At 67.1% G+C, this 15,433-nt stretch carries 18 protein-coding genes and 2 pseudogenes; 7 read left to right on the top strand and 13 right to left on the bottom strand.

Going from position 1 to position 15,433, the window contains the following annotated elements:
- Positions 1 to 93 precede the first annotated feature (93 nt).
- Both ACIBB8_RS10325 and ACIBB8_RS10320 read left to right on the top strand, forming a co-directional pair.
- Complete coding sequence (locus tag ACIBB8_RS10325) at positions 94 to 1,032, top strand: RimK family alpha-L-glutamate ligase (RefSeq protein ID WP_398950451.1); 939 nt, start codon at positions 94 to 96, stop codon at positions 1,030 to 1,032.
- On the top strand, positions 1,029 to 1,859 hold the full coding sequence (locus tag ACIBB8_RS10320) for a RimK family alpha-L-glutamate ligase (RefSeq protein ID WP_398950449.1): 831 nt from the start codon (positions 1,029 to 1,031) through the stop codon (positions 1,857 to 1,859). Before ACIBB8_RS10325 ends, ACIBB8_RS10320 begins: the two co-directional genes overlap by 4 nt.
- Here the strand turns inward: ACIBB8_RS10320 and ACIBB8_RS10315 are convergent.
- A complete protein-coding gene (locus ACIBB8_RS10315) occupies positions 1,831 to 2,328 on the bottom strand; it encodes an ATP-binding protein (RefSeq protein WP_398950447.1) in 498 nt (165 codons plus the stop codon). The two genes, ACIBB8_RS10320 and ACIBB8_RS10315, sit on opposite strands and share 29 nt — an antisense overlap.
- A 305-nt stretch (positions 2,329 to 2,633) precedes the next feature.
- Here ACIBB8_RS10315 and ACIBB8_RS10310 point away from each other — a divergent pair, with 305 nt between their 5' ends.
- Entirely contained in the window at positions 2,634 to 3,485 is an 852-nt protein-coding gene (locus ACIBB8_RS10310; protein ID WP_398950445.1) for a helix-turn-helix domain-containing protein, read from the top strand.
- 11 nt (positions 3,486 to 3,496) lie between these two features.
- The gene (locus ACIBB8_RS10305; protein WP_398950443.1) at positions 3,497 to 3,688 is read left to right on the top strand and encodes a hypothetical protein; all 192 of its coding nucleotides are present in this window, start codon (positions 3,497 to 3,499) and stop codon (positions 3,686 to 3,688) included.
- Positions 3,689 to 3,926: 238 nt separating this feature from the next.
- Here the strand turns inward: ACIBB8_RS10305 and ACIBB8_RS10300 are convergent, their stop codons facing one another.
- The 4 genes from ACIBB8_RS10300 to ACIBB8_RS10285 form a co-directional block, all read right to left on the bottom strand.
- The gene (locus tag ACIBB8_RS10300; protein ID WP_398950532.1) at positions 3,927 to 4,679 is read right to left on the bottom strand and encodes an amino acid ABC transporter ATP-binding protein; all 753 of its coding nucleotides are present in this window, start codon (positions 4,677 to 4,679) and stop codon (positions 3,927 to 3,929) included.
- Positions 4,680 to 4,714: 35 nt separating this feature from the next.
- Positions 4,715 to 5,638, bottom strand: coding sequence for an amino acid ABC transporter permease (locus ACIBB8_RS10295; RefSeq protein ID WP_398950441.1), 924 nt, complete (start codon positions 5,636 to 5,638; stop codon positions 4,715 to 4,717).
- A gap of 1 nt (position 5,639) precedes the next feature.
- Positions 5,640 to 6,455, bottom strand: a complete 816-nt coding sequence (locus tag ACIBB8_RS10290) for an ABC transporter substrate-binding protein (protein WP_398950440.1) — start codon at positions 6,453 to 6,455, stop codon at positions 5,640 to 5,642.
- Positions 6,456 to 6,603: 148 nt separating this feature from the next.
- Complete coding sequence (locus tag ACIBB8_RS10285; RefSeq protein ID WP_398950438.1) at positions 6,604 to 7,620, bottom strand: succinylglutamate desuccinylase/aspartoacylase family protein; 1,017 nt, start codon at positions 7,618 to 7,620, stop codon at positions 6,604 to 6,606.
- 190 nt (positions 7,621 to 7,810) lie between these two features.
- Between ACIBB8_RS10285 and ACIBB8_RS10280 the strand changes: the two genes are divergently transcribed.
- Positions 7,811 to 8,479, top strand: coding sequence for a GntR family transcriptional regulator (locus tag ACIBB8_RS10280; protein WP_398950436.1), 669 nt, complete (start codon positions 7,811 to 7,813; stop codon positions 8,477 to 8,479).
- A 460-nt stretch (positions 8,480 to 8,939) separates the two neighbouring features.
- Here the strand turns inward: ACIBB8_RS10280 and ACIBB8_RS10275 are convergent.
- Positions 8,940 to 9,038 (bottom strand): annotated as a pseudogene (locus tag ACIBB8_RS10275) (transposase family protein); the annotation flags it as partial.
- Between ACIBB8_RS10275 and ACIBB8_RS10270 the strand changes: the two are divergent.
- A pseudogene (locus ACIBB8_RS10270) lies at positions 9,030 to 9,305 on the top strand (helix-turn-helix domain-containing protein); the annotation flags it as partial. The pseudogenes ACIBB8_RS10275 and ACIBB8_RS10270 overlap by 9 nt on opposite strands.
- Positions 9,306 to 9,417: 112 nt before the next feature.
- Positions 9,418 to 9,609, top strand: a complete 192-nt coding sequence (locus tag ACIBB8_RS10265; RefSeq protein ID WP_398950434.1) for a hypothetical protein — start codon at positions 9,418 to 9,420, stop codon at positions 9,607 to 9,609.
- 62 nt (positions 9,610 to 9,671) lie between these two features.
- On the opposite strand, the gene ACIBB8_RS10260 is transcribed toward ACIBB8_RS10265, so the two are convergent.
- The 7 genes from ACIBB8_RS10260 to ACIBB8_RS10230 all read right to left on the bottom strand — a co-directional run bounded on the left by ACIBB8_RS10260 (position 9,672) and on the right by ACIBB8_RS10230 (position 15,426).
- Positions 9,672 to 10,277, bottom strand: coding sequence for an OmpA family protein (locus ACIBB8_RS10260; protein ID WP_398950433.1), 606 nt, complete (start codon positions 10,275 to 10,277; stop codon positions 9,672 to 9,674).
- 53 nt (positions 10,278 to 10,330) lie between these two features.
- Entirely contained in the window at positions 10,331 to 10,945 is a 615-nt protein-coding gene (locus ACIBB8_RS10255; protein ID WP_398950431.1) for a hypothetical protein, read from the bottom strand.
- Between the two features lie 31 nt (positions 10,946 to 10,976).
- Positions 10,977 to 11,591: a pilus assembly protein TadG-related protein gene (locus ACIBB8_RS10250; RefSeq protein ID WP_398950429.1), complete on the bottom strand. Its 615-nt coding sequence runs from the start codon at positions 11,589 to 11,591 to the stop codon at positions 10,977 to 10,979.
- Positions 11,588 to 11,824, bottom strand: coding sequence for a Flp family type IVb pilin (locus tag ACIBB8_RS10245; protein WP_398950427.1), 237 nt, complete (start codon positions 11,822 to 11,824; stop codon positions 11,588 to 11,590). The genes ACIBB8_RS10250 and ACIBB8_RS10245 overlap by 4 nt, the downstream gene beginning before the upstream one ends.
- Positions 11,825 to 12,039: 215 nt before the next feature.
- Positions 12,040 to 13,119: a response regulator gene (locus tag ACIBB8_RS10240; RefSeq protein ID WP_398950425.1), complete on the bottom strand. Its 1,080-nt coding sequence runs from the start codon at positions 13,117 to 13,119 to the stop codon at positions 12,040 to 12,042.
- A 51-nt stretch (positions 13,120 to 13,170) separates the two neighbouring features.
- Positions 13,171 to 14,487 (bottom strand): sensor histidine kinase, encoded by a 1,317-nt coding sequence (locus tag ACIBB8_RS10235; protein WP_398950423.1) that lies wholly within the window; start codon positions 14,485 to 14,487, stop codon positions 13,171 to 13,173.
- Positions 14,488 to 14,538: 51 nt separating this feature from the next.
- Positions 14,539 to 15,426 carry a DUF5936 domain-containing protein gene (locus ACIBB8_RS10230; RefSeq protein ID WP_398950421.1) on the bottom strand — a complete coding sequence of 296 codons (888 nt, stop codon included), beginning with the start codon at positions 15,424 to 15,426 and terminating at the stop codon, positions 14,539 to 14,541.
- Positions 15,427 to 15,433 lie beyond the last annotated feature (7 nt).

Below are 15,433 nucleotides of genomic sequence, written 5' to 3'. Positions count from 1 at the left end.
GTCTCCCTGACCGCAGAACGGTTCATGACATCCTGTGACGTCACAGGACGCCGAACGGTAAAGGCGGGCGTCCGGGCGTTGCGGGGAAGATCGATGAAGCTCTGCTTTCTGGTGGAGGAGCAATACCGCCACGACGGCATGCCGGTTGAGGTGATCCGTCAACTGACCTCCTGGGGGCACCAGGTGGACGTGCTGCGGCCGGGCGGTTCCCTGCTGCGCATGAATGAGGCGGTGCAGGCGAGCACCCATGACGCGTGGGTTCTCAAGACGGTCTCCGGCGGCCCGGGGCTCACCTTGCTCGAAGCCGCGGCCTCGGCCGGGATGACGACGGTCAACGACGCCCGGTCGATTCGAGGTGTACGGGACAAGGCGCTGGCAGCGGCTATTGGCCGCAGCCGTGGGCTTCCTCTGCCGCCGACCTACGCGGCGGCGCGGCCGGAGCTGCTGGCCGAGATTCCGGCGTCGGAGTACCCACTTGTGGTCAAGCCCGCCGATGGCAGCTCGGGGCGGGCCGTGCACCTGGTGTCGTCGCCGGACCGGCTCGCCACGGTGATTCCCGAACTGGCGGGAGAGGGAATGCTCATCGCCCAGCCGTATGTGGCCAACTCGGGCATCGACGTCAAGGTGTACAGCGTCGGCGGCGAACTGTACGCGACCGAACGCCGCTCCCCGCTCAACCCGGACCACTCGGTGCGGGAACGCCGCGTGCCGCTGTCGGCCGAGGTGGCCGCGATAGCTGCCCAGGTCGGGGTGGTCTACGGCCTCGACCTGTACGGCGTGGACGTAGTGCTGGGGCCGGATGGCCCCGTGGTCGTCGATGTGAACGACTTCCCCAGCTTCCGTCAGGTCCCCGACGCGGCGGCGCGGGTGGCACGAGCCGTGCTCGGGCTGGCCCGCACAGGCCAGGCATCCTGCGCGGCCGAGCCGGTCTCCGCCCGTTCGCCGGAGCAGCGCGACGCGGCCGGCGGGACCCCGTTGCCACTCCGCCCCCACCCCGTGCAGGTTCCCGTGGCGGCGGGCAAGAACGTATGAGAATCGTCCTGGTCACGCCCGATCCCGGTCATCCGCTGCTCGTCGACACCGCCGCCCTGCTCACCCCCGAGCATCACGTGGAGACGCTGGACCCGACAACGGTGGCAGAAGTCCCCGAGCCGCTCGCCGGCGTCTACCTGCTGAAGTCGCGTACGCCGCGTGCCCTGGCTCTCGCCCGCGCCCTGGAGGAGCGCGGCGCCCGCGTGGTGAACTCGGCTGCGGCGACCGCGCTGTGCCAGGACCGCACAGCGATGGCGGAACATGCCCGGCGGGCCGGCCTCCCGTTCGCGGCCACCCGCACCTTCACCACACTCGCTCAGCTGGCATCCGGCCCGCCGCTCCCCGGCCCCATGGTGGTCAAGAGCCGCCACAGCCGAAGGCACGACCTGGTGGCCCGCCTCGACAGCGACACACAACTGCGGGAGCTCGCCGGCACGCACCTACAGGAGCCGGTCGTGGTCCAGGAGTTCGCACCGAACAGCGGCTGGGACCACAAACTGTGGGCGATCGGAGACCAGCTCTTCGCCGCCCTGCGCCGTTCCGAGCTCTCGCCCGAGGGGCGGGGCCCCACAGTGCCGCTCGCCCTCGATGATCTGCCGCCCGGCTGGCCCGCCCTGGTACGCCGGGTCGGCGAGGTCTTCGCACTGGACGTCTACGGCGTGGACATCATCGACACGGGCGGCGGCGCCCCGCTGATCGTGGACATCAACGCCTTCCCCGGAGTCCGGGGTCAGTCCGGCGCCCCGGAGGCCCTGGCGGCACTGGCCCTGTCGGAACAGGTCTGTCAGAACGGGCCTGTCAGCGCGGCAGTACCACCCAGGACTTGATGCCTGCGTGCGGTGGCAGCGCGTCGCTGACATCCCACTTCCCGCCCCAGTCGTCCACGGCCGCCGCCAGCAGCCACAGCGCCCGTCTGCGCTGCGCCTCGCAGAGCATGACGACGTCGGGGTCGGAGTGGTGCGGGTGCTGGTCCCAGACGACGAGCCGGAGCGCGTTGTCCCGGTGCCGTACGGAGACGTAGAGCTCCCGGCCCGGGGTCATGGCCGAGGTGACACCGACCAGTTCGCCCAGCACAAGCGCGGCCGGCCAGATGTAGGCAGTGAGCCCGTAGGCGCGCAGCGAGGCGGTGACCGCGTTGCGCCCGATCGCCGCGCTCCGCGGATCACCGGGAAGAGTGAGGCTGAGCGCGAGCCCCTGCTCGGAGCGGCGCTTCGGATACGGGGGCGAGTGCGGGTACGGGTCGGGCGAAGGCTCCTCGATCGCTACCGGGCAGAGCGCGGCGCACGGAGATTGCATGACTGACTCCCCTTGTACGGGTGACGAGTTGGCGGTCTCTTTCGCGTCGATGCGCACAGATGGCTCCGGCGCTGCGAGGTGAGCAGTGGCTTGTCTCCCTGGCGCGGGCTGCCCCTCCCAGGGCAAGAGGTTGCGGGCAGGACCGCGCGATGCACTTCCGACTCATCGCAGCGTGAGCAGTGCGTCACTGACTGTAGACGGGTGAGGGTAAAATAACCCCTCCCTTGTGGGAAATGAACCCTTTCGTGGTCGAGTCGCACGCGCAGGCGGCAGACTGCCCGTGACCGCACGCGGAAAGGAACGGCATGGCAGCAAGGACGTCTCCTACCGAGCGCCAGAAGCGGCTTGGGGCCGAACTGCGGAGAATGCGCACGGCGGCCGATGTATCAGCCGAGTTCGCAGCCGGCTTGCTCGGGATGGACCGCGGGAAGATCTCGAACATCGAGTCCGGAGCGCGCCCCATCAGTCCCGACCGCTTGCGCACGCTGGCCTGTAACTGCGAATGCACGGACGACAAGTACATCGATGCGCTCATCGAGATGGCCCAGCCGCGCAGCCGCGGGTGGTGGGAGAAGTACCGTGGCACGCTACCCCAAGGACTCCTTGATATCGCCGAGTTGGAGGCACACTCCCTACGCATGCGGGCTGCTTACTCCATGCACATCCCGGGCCTCCTTCAGACTACGGACCACGCCCTGGCATTGTTCCGCGTAGTGATCCCCCAGCTGCCGGAGCGCGAGATCGCGCTCCGGCTCGCTCACCGGGTGGAGCGCCAGGAGGTCCTGGACGGGGAGGCCCCGCCGCCGTATACCGGCATCGTCCACGAGGCGGCGCTTCGTATGCAGTTCGGCGGCCGTGACGTAGCCCGCGCCCAACTCCATCACCTGCTGAAGAAGTCCGAGCAGTCGAACGTGACGCTGCTGGTCATTCCATTCGAAGCGGGGGCATTCCCTGGGGCAGGCCAGACGGTCTTCTATGCGGAGGGGATCGTGCCGCAACTCGACACGGTACAGATCGACAGCTCGCACGGACCGGTATTCGTCTACTCGGATGCGCAGCTGGCGAAGTACCGGGCCCACCTGGACTGGATGGCAGGGATCGCCCTGCCACCGAGCGAGTCGCGGGATTTCATCCACACCATGGCACGCCAACTCTGAGGGGATGACCGATGTCTGACGTCAACTGGGAAGACCCGTTCTGCGGCGAGGGGAACTCCTGCTATCGGATCGGAACCGATGCACAGGGCAACAGCTACATCGCTCTCGTCGGCCGGGAGGACCAGTACCTCACCGACAGCCGTGAGGCGCTTCAGCAGATGATCCGCGACATCAAGGCCGGCAAGGCGGACCACCTCCTGTAACGCCGCAGGGCCCGGCTCCGCGACGTGATCGCGAAGCCGGGCTCTGGCCTCGCGCTTTCACGGGCGGAGTCGTCCGGTGGGTGACCAAAAGGCAAGGAGTGCCTGTGACCTGGGATGATAGGGCTTGTCTAGGGTCCTGAGCGATCAACCATCCACACGGCCAACCTCCAAGTCCTGCTGGGCGTACGAAAGCGCGAGGCCAGAACTCAAGCTGGACAAAAGGGAGCCATTGCGCTGATCATTTCACCGCAGCGAAAAAGGCCTTGGTGCGCTCCTGTCGCGGGGCGGCGATGACTTCCCGGGCCGGGCCGCACTCGACGATGCGGCCCGCGTCGAAGAACGCCACCCGGTCGGCCACCTCACGCGCGAAACCCATTTCGTGGGTGACGACGACCATGGTCATACCGCTCGTCGCCAAGTCGCGCATGACCGCGAGGACGTCACCGACGAGTTCCGGGTCCAGGGCCGAGGTGGGCTCATCGAACAGCATCAGCTTCGGGCGCATGCACAGCGCTCTTGCGATGGCCACCCGTTGCTGCTGCCCGCCCGAAAGATGGCGAGGATATGCGTCCTGCTTGTTCGTGAGGCCGACCTGTTCCAGCAGCTTCAGGGCGCGTATGCGGGCTGTGTCAGCGGATTCCCTGAGGGCGCGCCGCGGCGCTTCGACGAGATTTTCCAGCACGGTCATATGGGGGAAGAGGTTGAAGTGCTGGAAAACCATGCCGACCTGGGTGCGTCGCCGGCAGATTTCCCGGTCTCCGAGCTGGTACAGCTTGTTTTCGCGCCGTTCGTAGCCGACGACGGCACCGTCCACACGCAGTTGGCCGCCATCGACGGTTTCCAGGTGGTTGATGCAGCGCAGGAATGTACTTTTACCCGACCCCGAAGGGCCGATCAGGCAGACGACTTCGCCGGCGTGCACGTCGAGGTCGATTCCCTTGAGGACTTCCAGGCGACCGAAGGACTTGCGTACCGCTTCCGCCTGGACCATCGGCTGCGGCTCCGTGGTGGGCGTGGTGTGACTGGTCACTGGATCTCCTTGGCCGCCGGGGAAGCATGAGTCCGGAAGAACGCGCGCAGCTGCTGGAGAGGCGTGGGCGGCAGTGTGCGGTGGCCGCGTGCATACCTGCGTTCCACGTAGTACTGCCCAACGGAGAGGACGGATGTCACCACGAAGTACCACACGCATGCCACGATCAGCAGCGGGACGGTCTGGAAGTTGCGCGAGTAGATGATCTGTGCCGAGTAGAGCAGGTCCGGTACGGCGAGCACGCTGACCAGCGCGGTCATCTTGAGCATGCCGATGGTTTCGTTGCCGGTGGGTGGGAGGATGACGCGCATCGCCTGCGGAAGCACCACCCGCCGCATGGTCTGCATCCGGGTGAGACCGAGTGCACCTGCGGCTTCCTGCTGTCCGTTTTCGACGGAGAGGATTCCGGCCCGGACGATCTCCGCCATGTAAGCCGCCTCGTTGAGACCCAGTCCGAGGATCGCGGCGACTGTCGGGGTTATGAGGCGGTTGGCGTCGAGCGCGACACCGGGCAGTCCGAAGGTGAGCACCGGATACAGGGCTGCGAGGTTGAACCAGAACAGCAACTGCACCATGAGCGGCGTGCTGCGGAAGAACGTGATGTACGAGAATGCCGCGCCACGTACCACCGGATTGACGGAGAGGCGCATCACGGCGAGAACGATGCCGAGGGAGAGGCCGATGGCCATGGAGACGGCCGTGAGTTCCAGCGTGACGAGCAAGCCGCGCCCGATGGCGATGTCTCTCAGGTAGGTGTTGACGGTCTCCCAGCCGAAGCGAGGGTTGCCGGCGACGGAGGTGACGAGAGCGGCGGCCATGGCAAGGACGGCAGTGGCGGCGGCCCATCGGCCGTAATGGCGTTTGGGGACCATGGTCAACTCGGCGGAGATTGTGTGAGCCGTGGACTGCAGGAGGGGCATGTCAGCTCCCGGAGATCGGAAGAGCGCTGTGCGGAATGGACCACTTCTTCATGATTTTTTCGAAAGTTCCGTCCGCTTTGAGGGACTTCAGTGCGGCGGACAGGGCGCGGTTCAGGTGGGAGTCGCGCGGGACGGCTATCCCGGTGGGGGTCGGTTCGTAGTCGGGGCCGGGGGCGAGCCGGAGGCGCCCGCCGGAGAGTCGCGCCTGGTAGGCGGTCGAGATGGTGTCGGCCATGACCGCCTCGACGCGGCCGCTGGCCAGCGCAAGGTTCGCCTCGTTTTGTGAGGGGAACAGTTGGATGACGATGGGCTTCTTGCCGCCGGTGACGCAGGACTTGGAGAACTCCGGCAGCTGCTCGAGGCCCTGCACGGTTCCCTTCTGGGCGCCGATGGTGTGGCCGCACAACGCCTTCGGAGCCATCCGAAGGCCATGCGGGTTTCCCGCTTTGACGCCGAGTCCGGTCCCGCCCGCGAGGTAGGTGACAAATTGAACCTGCTTCTCCCGTTCCGGTGTTACGGCGAATCCGGAGATTCCGGCGTCGTACTTGCGCGCCTGGAGTCCTGGCAGGATGCCGTCGAACGCGGCGTTGACCTGCTTGGCCCTGAGTCCCAGCCGAGCGGCGAGCGCCTTGGAGAGGTCGACGTCGAAGCCGACGACGGTCTTGTTGTCCGTGTCGAAGAACTCGAAGGGTGCGTAGGAGGCGTCCATGGCGAAGGTGATGACACCTTTGGACTTCACGCTCTTGGGGATGAGCGCCGCGGCGGAGCGGTCCACCGGGCCGGCGGTCAGACCGGCCGATGAGCTCGCGTCGTTCATGGAGGATCGCTCCTCGGACGCGGTGGTACAGGCGGTGGCAGTCAGGAGGAGGGATGCCAGCAACGCTGCCGCGCGGCTGATCCGGGGTGCGCGCATGGAGTGACCTTCCGTAGCGAGGAGGCTGTCTTTTGCATGGCGGGCGCTGCGGTCACGCCGGACCTCCCTCGGGTACGGGGTCGGCGAGGTGGAGGAGGTTGTCACCGAAGTCGACGAGCGGCGGTCGGCGAAGGACGGCGACGATGCCGTCGCGGTGGGCGACGACGGGTTCCGAGGACCGCTCAGGCTCCTCCACCGGGTGCACGTACCCCAGCAGGTCGCCTGCGGCGACTCGCTGACTGAGGGTGACCAGTGGTTCGAACAGGCCGCGAGCGGGGGTGCGTACGGCGGCTCCGCGGCCCAGGTCCAGCCAGGTGGTCGGCGGGGCGGTCGGCGTGCCATCCGGCGCCCGGAGTACTCCGGCACCGGCCAGGACGCGGCGCAGTCCGGCTGCCGAGTCCCGCACGATGGCGGGGTCGACGCCCCCTCCCCCACCGAGCTCCGTGGAGATCATCAAGACCCCCGCCTCGTCCGCCGCGGCGGAAAACGATGCCGGCTCAAGCCGTGGCGGCACGACGAACGACCAGGGCATGCCGAACGCTTCGGCCGCGTCCTTCTTCCGCTGCCACGTCTCGGGGTCAGGTCCCGCATACACGAACGTCGAGGGCAGGTAGATGCTGTTGGCGCCGCCCGAGTGCAGGTCGAGTGCGAGGTCGGCGAGAGGGAGCAGGCCGGTGACGACGGCGTGCGCGATCTGCGCCGTCGGGTCGCCGCGCTCGTCACCGGGGTAGCTCCGGTTGAGGTTGCCGCCGTCCAGCGGGGAGACCCGCGTCGCGGCACGGACCGCGGGAAGATTCAGGGCGGGAAGGATGATCAGCCGTCCGCTGACGGTGGACGGGTCGGTCTCACGCATCAACCGGTGCAGCAGCACCTGGCCCTCGTACTCGTCGCCATGAGTGCCGGCCAGGAGCAGCACGGTCGGGCCGGAGCCACCGGAGAGGGTGACGACGGGAACGGGGATCACGCCGTCGTCGTGCCGGTTGTCCGAGTGCTCGATGTCGATCGAACCGGCCTGACGTCCCTCGGCATCCAGATCGATGCCCCGAAGCAGTGTCGTCACAGTGGTCACGCGCTTCCTCCGTCTCTTCCCTCGCAAGCCGAGGGGGTATGCACGGTATCCCGTGCATACCATGCTGACAATGGATCTCCGGGATCCTCCAACGACAAGGGATCCGAAGAAGACCTATGGTGGGTCCGACAGACCAACGCCCCAGGGTGCCGCTCGTCGCGAGTCTCCTGGGACGAGGAGGAGCGTCCGAATGAAGTCGATCGACCCACTGCCCAAGACGCCGAGGGACAACCGGCCCCTGAGCGTGCGCGTCTACGAGCGCCTGCGGGACCTGATCATCTACGAACGGCTCCCCCCGGACACCCAGCTCGTCCAAGGGCAGGTCGCCGAGGCCCTACAGGTGTCCCGTACGCCGGTCAGGGACGCCCTGAACCGGCTCACACACGAGCGTCTGGTGACCTGGACGCCGGGCCACGGTCATGTGGTCAACGAAGTGCACACGCAGGACATCCAGTACGTCTACCAGGTGCGCCAGCCCCTGGAGGCACTGGCAGCGCGACTGTCCGCCGGCCAACACTCCGCCGTACAGATCGCCCGGCTCAACGCGCTCGTCGAAGAGATGGCGCTGATCGATCCCGCTGACGGCGACGCTCAGTTCGTGCTCAACCGCCGCTTCCACATGGCACTGTTCGAGCCGTGCGGGAACTTCGTCCTCGTGCAGATGATCGAGAGTCTATGGGACCACCCCCTGACTCTCCGGATCACGCAGTCCTACACGCACAACTCCGACACCCTCGCCGAGGCCGTCGCCGAGCACCGGAAGATCGTCCAGGCCGCCCGTGCGGGCGATCCGGACCAACTCGCGGAAATGATGAACACCCACTGGCGTCGGCTCACCGACTCTCTCCTCAAGTCCTGAGGGATTCCTTCGCCAAGCGGCTGACCTCCGGTACCCGGCGCCCCGGCGAAGTACCACAGCGTAAGGCGCCGGAGCGGGTGCATCCCCATGAAGGCGCTGCTGCACGCGGCCGCGGTCGCCCACCGTCCGCGGCGCCGGCCAGTCCAGGGTCACCGCCAGACGGAGGCGTCAGAGCGGGCTGCTGACGGCACCGTGCCGTCGGACGGTCGGGGCCCGCGGGGCAGGGCGACCGGGTCCGGCCGGTGCCCAGGCCGAGCGGGAGCAACCGCCGGGCGCGAGGATCTGGATCCAGCTCCCGATCGCGTCTTCCCCGGGCGGGTCGGGACACAGTTGCTGCTGGTGCTGCCCGGGGGCCGCGGACCGCTGGCCCAGCCGCTGACCCGCGGCGGCGGACGGCGGTGGAAGCGCAACGCGCGGCTGGGCCGTACGTCCCGGCCCGTGGCCGACGACCCGGCCGCCCTGCCGACTTCGACACCCCGAACAACGGGACCAGTTGGCGCATAGTCAGGTTCGTGCGCCAGTACGCGACCACCAGCAGCACACAGCCCTCCAGCGCCAGAAGCGGCTTGGGGCCGAACTGCGGAGAATGCGCACGGCAGCCGATGCATCAGCCGAGTTCGCGGCCGGCTTGCTCGGCATGGACCGCGGGAAGATCTCGAACATCGAGTCCGGAGCACGCCCCATCAGTCCCGACCGCCTGCGCACGCTGGCCTGTAACTGCGAATGCACGGACGATAAGTACAGCCGCGGGTGGTGGGAGAAGTGCCGTGGCACACTTCCCCAAGGACTTCTTGATATCGCCGAGTTGGAGGCACACTCCCTACGCAGCTGGCGAAGTACCGGGCCCACCTGGACTGGATGGAAGGGATCGCCCTGCCACCGAGCGAGTCGTGGGATTTCATCCACACCATCGCACGCCAACTCTGAGGGGACGACCGATGTCTGACGTCAACTGGGAAGAACCGTTCTGCGGTGAGGGAGCCAGCTGCTACCGGCTCGGGACGGACGATCAGGGCAACAGCTACATCACTGTCGCCGGCGCGGAAGCCCAGTACCTCACCGACAGCCGCGAGGCGCTTCAGCAGATGATCCGCGACATCAAGGCCGGCGCCGCCGACCACCTCCTGTAACGCCGCAGGGCCCGGCTCCGCGACGTGGTCGCGGAGCCGGGCCCTTTGCCTGCGCGGATGGGTCAGGAAGCGCTGCCGCGCGGGAAGGAGACCTCCACGCGCCGGTTCTTCTTCCGGCCCTCTTCCGTGCTGTTGTCGGCGATCGGATACTGCTCGCCGTAACCACGGATCTCGAAGGTGATCGTCGATCCGAGCGACTGGACCAGCACGCCGTGCACCGCATCGGCACGCTGCTTGGACAGCACGTCGCCGTGTGCGGAGGACCCGAGATTGTCGGTGAAGCCGAAGACGCGCACCTTGGTCGCGTTCTGCTTCTTGATCTCGGCTGCGACCGCTGCGATACGGGACTTGGCCGCGGCGCTGAGCTTCGCACTGTCCTTGCCGAAGAGGACCTCCGCCTGAAGTGCGAACTTGATGCTGGCGTTGCTGTCCTCGCGGCGCTCCTCGCCGCCCTGGTCCTCGACGACCTGGATGATGTCGAGGACCTTGGCCGGAGCGAGCGTGCCGCCCTCGGGCATTTTGAGGTCGGGGTCGTTACTGTCGACCTCGACCGGGGGCGTCGCGGACACCTCAGTTCCCGGCGGCACGCTAGGGCCGTTGTCGGCCTGAGCAGCCGAAGCACCGAAGACGGACGTACCGGCCATCAGTACGGCCGCGGCAATAGCCATGCCTGCCGCATGCGCTGGCCTACGCCTGGTACGGGTGTATGTCATGTCGGCCGTCACCCAGAAATCTTCAATGAGGTGGTGGCAAACGTCGGCAGACTGAAGTCGACTTCGGTCGTTGTGCTGGGCGGCGCCGGGAACTGCATGAATACCGGAAGGGAACTTCCAGGCTGAACCGCTGTCATCCCGACCGTGCAGAGGCACCGGCCATCCGTATCGCGAAGGATGTAATAGCGCTTCTTACCGGCCTTGTCCACCAGCATCGCACCACCGACAGAGTTGAGATTCTTGCTGACGATAACGCTCTCGCTACCTGACCACACTGAGGGATTGACTGCGGCGTCACCTTGATTCTTCAATTCGCCTTGAACGGTCACGAATCCGCCGGAGTCCCGCTTCACCTCGTTGATGACCAGCAACATGCCCTTTTCGCCTCTGACCTCGGCGAGTTTCACATTCGGGTCTACCTTGTCCCCAGCGGCAGTATCTTCCTGCGCACCCTTGTCCCCATCGGAGGGCTTGGAGGGTGCGGAGGATGACGACGAAGAACCAGGGTCCTTCGTCTTTCCGCCGTCATCACTGCCGCAAGCAGTGACGGCGAGGGCCAGTGCCGCCGTCATCGAGACAGCGGTCACCACCCTTCGGGTCCTCGCAGTACGCCGAATGCTCATGAGTGCTGATTCCTTTACTCGTCGTTCGCTGTCAGTCGTCGACCAAGTGCACGTCGAAGAGAATCTTGCTTACCTCGGACCAGGGCGGGGGACTGCTCGGCCTGATCTCGACCATCCCGCCGTCCTTGCACGTGAAGAAGTACACGTCCTCGACACTGTCCTCGTTGAGGTCCGCAGACTTCCAAGAGCATCGGAATTCGACTATTGCCGTGGCGTGAGACTTCGCGAACTTGTGGTCCATGCCGCGAATCACCGGCGACCCCACCGGTTTACGGGTCTCGACCTCAACCGTGATCTGGTCGCGATAGCCACCATATTTTGGCTCGCAGTGTTCAACGTCCGCCTCGTTGGCTGAGGCGAGTCGTTGAGCCTCAGCGCAGGGCATCCCCGGTGGGAACTGATAGCCGTTCAGAAATAGGTCGAGCATGCGCTCGGGGAGCGACGCGAGGAACGGAGCCTCCATTTCCTCACGAGCGCTCTGAGCGGCAGCCAGTGCGGCAGCGTCCGCTGCGCCCTGGGCTCCATTGCGCAGGGCCGCAGCCCTGCCGACAGTAAAGAAGCAGAACGCGAGGAAGAGCAGGCCCGCCACCATCACTACATAGATGGGGAAGGCCTGCCCTACATCGCCGCGAGATTTCGCGATCACGAGCCGCCAGCCTTGATCTGGTCCACCAGGTCCCCGATCTTCGTGCTGATCTTGCCACCGATACCCGTCGCCATGATCGCGCCGATGATCGCCACGACCACCAGGATGATGCCCAGGTACTCGAAGGCCGTCTGGCCGCGGTCCTTGTTCTCGTAACGCTTCTGAATGCTGCGAACGGCGGTGTTGGCCCAGCCGTTGACACGGATTGCAGTCTTCAGGGTGATGTCCGACATGGTGTTCCCCTCTAGGTCCGGCTGGCCGGCAGCTGGCCGACTCACACGTTTCTTTGCTGTCGCTCCCGTTACCGGCTTCCTCCTGGCCGGTGCCGTTTGCGACATGAGAAACATATGGCGGAACACCCTGCCCACCAGAGGGTCCCAGGGCCCATTCCCAGGCCCAAAGGGCGACTTGGGTCCTGACGCCCAAGTCCTGGGCCCGCATCCCCCGCTCAGTCATGACCACCACTCCCCCGCGTTGGCGCCGTGCCGAGCCAGCGGGCGATCGCCTCGCTGCGACTGCCACTGTGGAGCTTGGTGAAGATGCGGTTGATGTGGTTCTTGACCGTCTTCTCGCTGATGAAGCAGGTGGCGGCGATCTGCTGATTGCTCATGCCGGACGCGATCAGCTCCATGACCTCCGCCTCCCGCGAACTTAGCCCGTACTGCTGCCTGTTGGGTGCCAATCCCGGCGTCCCGGTCAGTGAAGACTGTGCCACACGTGATTGCAAATGCGAAAGACCTTGAGCGGATCGGCCCGGTTGCGGCGCAGGTGGAACCATTTCGGGACCGGAGCCATGTGCATGCGCACGGTTCTGGCCCGTCACGCCCGCGGGGTGTCCTTCGTATCCGGGCCTCGGCTGGGGAACGCCCATGGTCAGCGCCGTTCCCAGCCCCTCCGGAAGAGGTTGCCCCTGCGGTCCTGTTCCCTGCCGCATATGGGCCAGGAGCGCGTTCGCCGCGGTCGCGGTGAAGTGGGCGCGGCCGTTCTTGGTGTCCCGTACCGCCTGCACCAGTTGGTCCGCCGTGAACTCGCCGTGCACCAGATAGCCACCCGCGCCCAGGCGCAGCGCCTCGTGGACGATCTCGCTCTCGCGGCTGTAGGTCAGCATCATGACCGGGGCGACCCGCACGAGGTGGGGCAGCGCCGAGATGCCGTCGACGCCCGGCATGCGGACGTCGAGCAGGACGACGTCCGGGCGGTGCTGCACGGCCATGTCGTAGGCCTGGCGACCGTCCGCGGCCTCCGCCACGACGTCGATGTCCTCGCGGCCGGAGAGCAGGACGCCCAGGCCGGCCCGGACCACGGGGTTGTCGTCGGCGACGACGACCCGCAGGGGGCTGGGGAGTGCCAGGGGCGGGGCTGCGGGGAAGGGAGGTGTGACCTCGGATGCCGCGGGCTGCTGGGGGATGGGGAACCCGGAGGAGCTGAGCTCCGAATTGAGCGGGGTGAGGTGCGAGGACGTGTGCTGGGACGTGTGGTTCTGTGCCGCCCAGTTCTGGCCCGAAGCGCGGGAGACATCGTCCGGCATTCTGCGACCTCCTCTCAGGATCTATGGGGGGTGGGGGTGGGGTGGAGCGGGTCAGTTCACTTGCTGTGTTTCCGAACCGGCGACGAGAGCGGCCACCGGAAGTTCCAGGCGTACTTCGGTGCCCTTGGCCGCCTTGCCCTTGCCGATGCGGATACGGGCACCGATGGACGCGGCGCGTTCGACCATGCCGACGAGGCCGAAGTGACCGGCGCGCCTGAGGTCGTCGAGCGTCGTGCCCGGGGGCAGGCCGCGCCCGTCGTCGTACACGCTGACGCGCAGGACATCGCCCTTCACGCCTGCGAGCACGACGAGATAGGTGGGGTGGGCATGACGATGGGCGTTCTCCATCGCTTCGGAGGCGACCGTGAGCAGCTGGCGGGCGACCACCTGCGGCACGGACGGGACCGGGGCCTCGTTGAGCATTCGGAAGGTGGCCGTGAGTCCGTGGCGGCGGGTGAAGTCATCGGCGCGGGCGCGGAGCTCGCTGACGACGTCCACTCCTCCGTCGAGTCCGGACTCGCGGCGCAGGTCGGAGAGGAGTTCCCGCGACTCCGCCGCCGCCCGGCGGGCGGAGCGGGCGACCAGTTCGGCCTGGTGCTTGACGGTGAGCGGATCCATCCGGTCGGAGGAGCCGGCCAGACCGTCGGCGGCCAGCGCCAGACCATGCAGGGTCTTGGCCACCGAGTCGTGCATCTCCCGGGCGAGCCGGGTGCGCTCGCCCTCCACCGCCTCGTTCACCGCAAGCCGCGCCCTGGTCTCGGTGAGCGCCTGGCTGGCCGTGCCGAAGCGCAGGAGCAGATTGCGCAGGGTGACCCCGACGGCGCCCGCGATCACGCAGAAGCCGGGGAGGAGTAATGCCGTCGCGTCGGCGGACTCCAGCTTCGGATCGGTGGCGTACACGCCGAAGACGATCACCGTCTGGAGTGCCGCGAAGACCGCCGCGCCCCGCCAGCCGTAGACGAGTCCGGCCAGCAGCGGGGTGCACACGGTGACGTACGCGAGGGTGGACTCGGGCGTGGCGGTGACCAGCAGCAGGGCTCCGAACAGCGCGTCGATGCCGAGCAGCCAGGGGTGACGCAGGAGGACGGGGCCGAAGCGTTCCCAGTCCCGGAAGAGGACGTACGAGCCCATGAAGGTGACGAGGATGGCCGCACCGATCAGCCAGGTGGCTAGGCCCGGTGCCGTGTGATCGAGCGCGAACGGAGTGGCCATGGCGATCATCGCGAGCCGGAACCCGAAGACCTGACGGCACATGGCCTGGAGAGCGTTGAGCTGAATCGCGAACGCCGGACGCGCGCCGGGATCGGCGATCGCCTGACTCACTTGCGCATTCAATCCGGCCTGTGGGCTGCCGAGCGGGAACGACATGAGCCTGTCACCTCCCCCTGTTCCTCGTGTTCCAGATCCTCGCCCTGCATGTCATCCGCCCAAGAGGTTGCCGAAGTCGATGTTGGCTCCGTAGACGAAGCCCACCGTCAGCAGGATCAGGGTTCCCGGGAGCAGGAAGGTCGTGACCGCGAAGGTAGCCTTCGGGACGGCCCTGGCGGCCTTCCGGCGGGCGTTCTGGGCATCCGTACGCCGCATGTCGTTGGCAATCTGGATCAGCGTGTCGACGATCGGGGCCCCCAGCTCCTCGCCCTGCTGGAGCGTGGTCACAAACATCGCCACCTGTTCCGAGTCGTTGCGCTTGCGCAGCTCCTCGAAGGCCTCGCGGCGGCTGACCCCCATGTCCATCTGGCGCAGGGTGATGCGAAGTTCGTCGGCCCACGGGCCCTCGTACTTGTCGGCGACGCGCCCCAGAGCCTGCCGGAATCCGAGACCCGCGGAGACGACGACGGCCAGGACGTCGAGGAAGTCGGGGAGCGTGCGCTCGATGTGGTCCTTGCGGATCCGGACCGCCGACCAGATGCCGACCTCGACCCAGAACAGACCGAAGGCGATCAGAAGAAGAGAGAGGAAGATCTGGCCGCGCAGGATCATCGTGAAGGCCCCGAGCAGACCGAGTGCGCCGTAGACGAAGCGGCGGGCGGCGTAGCGGTCGATGGTCAGACCGCCGGGGTTGCCCGCCATGTCGATCTGGCGGCGCTTCTTGTTGACGGCCTTGGGGCCCATCATCCTGAGCACCATGGGGGCCCAGCGCATGCCCAGACGGTCGATACCGGAACCCACCGCACTGGTGCGGGTGGCCCCGACCTCCAGGGCGACGGCGAGGTCGCCGGGGAGTTTGGCATCGGCCCGGTACATACGGATGCCGGCGATGGCTCCGAACACCGCAAGACCTACGGCGAGTGCAAGCAACAGGTCCATGTCAGCT

The sequence above is a fragment of the Streptomyces sp. NPDC051286 genome, from assembly GCF_044455345.1.
Taxonomy (GTDB): domain Bacteria; phylum Actinomycetota; class Actinomycetes; order Streptomycetales; family Streptomycetaceae; genus Streptomyces.
The sequence above is the reverse complement of the archived record's forward strand: the minus strand, read 5'-3'. Positions and strand labels throughout refer to the sequence as shown.